The organism is Inquilinus limosus MP06 (assembly GCF_000767795.1).
GTDB classification, from domain to species: domain Bacteria; phylum Pseudomonadota; class Alphaproteobacteria; order DSM-16000; family Inquilinaceae; genus Inquilinus; species Inquilinus limosus_E.
In genome coordinates this window covers 1-1,882 of record NZ_JANX01000849.1, presented here as the reverse complement: position 1 = coordinate 1,882, position 1,882 = coordinate 1, and the positions used below count along the sequence as shown (strand labels likewise).

Sequence of the window (1,882 nt, the reverse complement as noted above, 5' to 3'; positions counted from 1 at the left end):
GTGTCCGGCGCCTCGGAATGCACCGCGGCGATGGCGGCCTGCAGCGCATAGGCCCCGACCTCCGGCCCCGCCAGCGCCCGCCGCACCAGCGCCGTGCCCTCGGCGATCAGGCGGCGGTCCCACAAGCCGCGATCCTGGTCGCCCAGCAGCACCAGGTCGCCGGCCGGAGAGCTGCGGGCGGCACGGCGCGACTCCTGCAGCAGCATCAGCGCCAGGAGGCCGATCGCCTCCGGCTCCGGCAGCAGCTGGACCAGCAGGCGGCCCAGGCGGATCGCCTCGCCCGACAGGTCCGGCCGGGTCAGGTCGGCGCCGGAGGACGCCAGGTAGCCCTCGTTGAACACCAGGTAGATCACCTGCAGCACGCTGTCCAACCGGTCCGGCAGCTCGGCCTTCGGCGGAACCTGGTAGGGGATGCCGGCGTCGCGGATCTTGGCCTTGGCCCGGACGATGCGCTGCGCCACCGTGGTCGGCGCGGTCAGGAAGGCCTGGGCGATCTCCTCCGTCGTCAGCCCGCACATCTCGCGCAGGGTCAGCGCCAGCCGGGCGTCGGGGCCTAATGCCGGGTGGCAACAGGTGAAGATCAGCCGCAGCTGGTCGTCCTCGATCGCCTCGGCCTCGTGCTCGTGGGGGTCCTCCGCCTCCTCCAGATGCTTCGCCAGCTCGGCCCGCGCCGCGTCGAGGCGGGTGCGGCGGCGCAGCCCGTCGATCGCCTTGAACCGGCCGGAGGAGACCAGCCAGGCCCGTGGATTGGCCGGCACGCCGTCGCGCGGCCACTGCTCCGCCGCCGCCCGGAAGGCGTCGTGCAGCGCCTCCTCCGCCAGGTTGAAGTCGCCCAGCAGCCGGATCAGCGTGGCCAGTACCCGGCGCGATTCCGCCCGGTAGACGGCCTCGATCGTCCGCTGCATCGCCCGGGCCGGATCCGCGGTCATGAGCCGCCGCAATGCTCCCACACCGGCCGCACCTCGATGCTGCCCATTCGCGCCATCGGGATATTGGCCGCGAGTTGCAGCGCCTCGTTCAGGTCCCGCGCCTCGATCATGATGAAGCCGGACAGGAACTCCTTGGTCTCGGCGAAGGGCCCGTCGCTGGTGATGACCCGGCCACCGCGGATCCGCAGCGTGGTGGCGGTGCTGACCGGCTGCAGCGCCTGGGCGGCGACGAACTGGCCGCGGCGGCGCATCTCCTCGTCATTGGCCATGGATTCGCGGACCAGCGCGTCGAGCTCGTCGGGCGCCATCGCGTCCAGCGTCCGCTGCTCCATATAGACCAGGCAGAGATACTTCATGGCGGGCCCTCCCGGCTGCCAGTGTGGATGCAGCCTTGTCGTCGCGGGAAGCCCGGAATCGACAGCGCCGGTGCGGTCGGCCCGGCAGGGTGCGGCCGCGGCGGTTTACGCCGGGCCGCGGCTGCCCTAGATAAGCGCCATGGCTGACGCCCTGACCATCGGTTCCGTCGCGGTTCCCGGACGGGTCTGGATCGCCCCGATGACGGGGATATCCGACCTGCCGTTCCGCCGCGCCGCCTCGCGGCTGGGCGCCGCCTATGTGGCGACCGAGATGGTGGCCTGCGCCGAATTCGCCCGCGGCCGGCCCGATGTGGTGCGCCGCGCCGCGGTCGGCGACGGGCTGCCGCTGATGGTGGTGCAGCTGATCGGCCACGACCCCGAAGCGATGGCCGAGGGCGCCCGCCTGGCCGCGGCCGCCGGGGCGCAGATCATCGACCTGAATTTCGGCTGCCCGGCGCGCGAGGTGACCGGGGTGCAGTCCGGCTCCGCCATGATGCGCGACCCGGACCGGGCGGAGCGGCTGGTGGACGCGGCGGCCGGCGCCGTCGATGTGCCGGTCACGGTCAAGATCCGGCTGGGCTGGGACGATCTCAGCCG

The 1,882-nt window shown here is 72.9% G+C and carries 3 protein-coding genes; 1 reads left to right on the top strand and 2 read right to left on the bottom strand.

Annotation, left to right across the window (positions count from 1 at the left end):
- Positions 1-929: RNA polymerase sigma factor (locus tag P409_RS33145; RefSeq protein ID WP_202964890.1), on the bottom strand; the 929-nt coding region annotated here is incomplete at its 3' end.
- Entirely contained in the window at positions 926-1,285 is a 360-nt protein-coding gene (locus P409_RS33140) for a YciI family protein (protein WP_034848712.1), read from the bottom strand. The genes P409_RS33140 and P409_RS33145, both read right to left, overlap by 4 nt.
- A gap of 139 nt (positions 1,286-1,424) precedes the next feature.
- Here P409_RS33140 and P409_RS33135 point away from each other — a divergent pair.
- A partial coding sequence (locus P409_RS33135; protein ID WP_034848710.1) for a tRNA-dihydrouridine synthase family protein occupies positions 1,425-1,882 on the top strand: 458 nt, incomplete at its 3' end.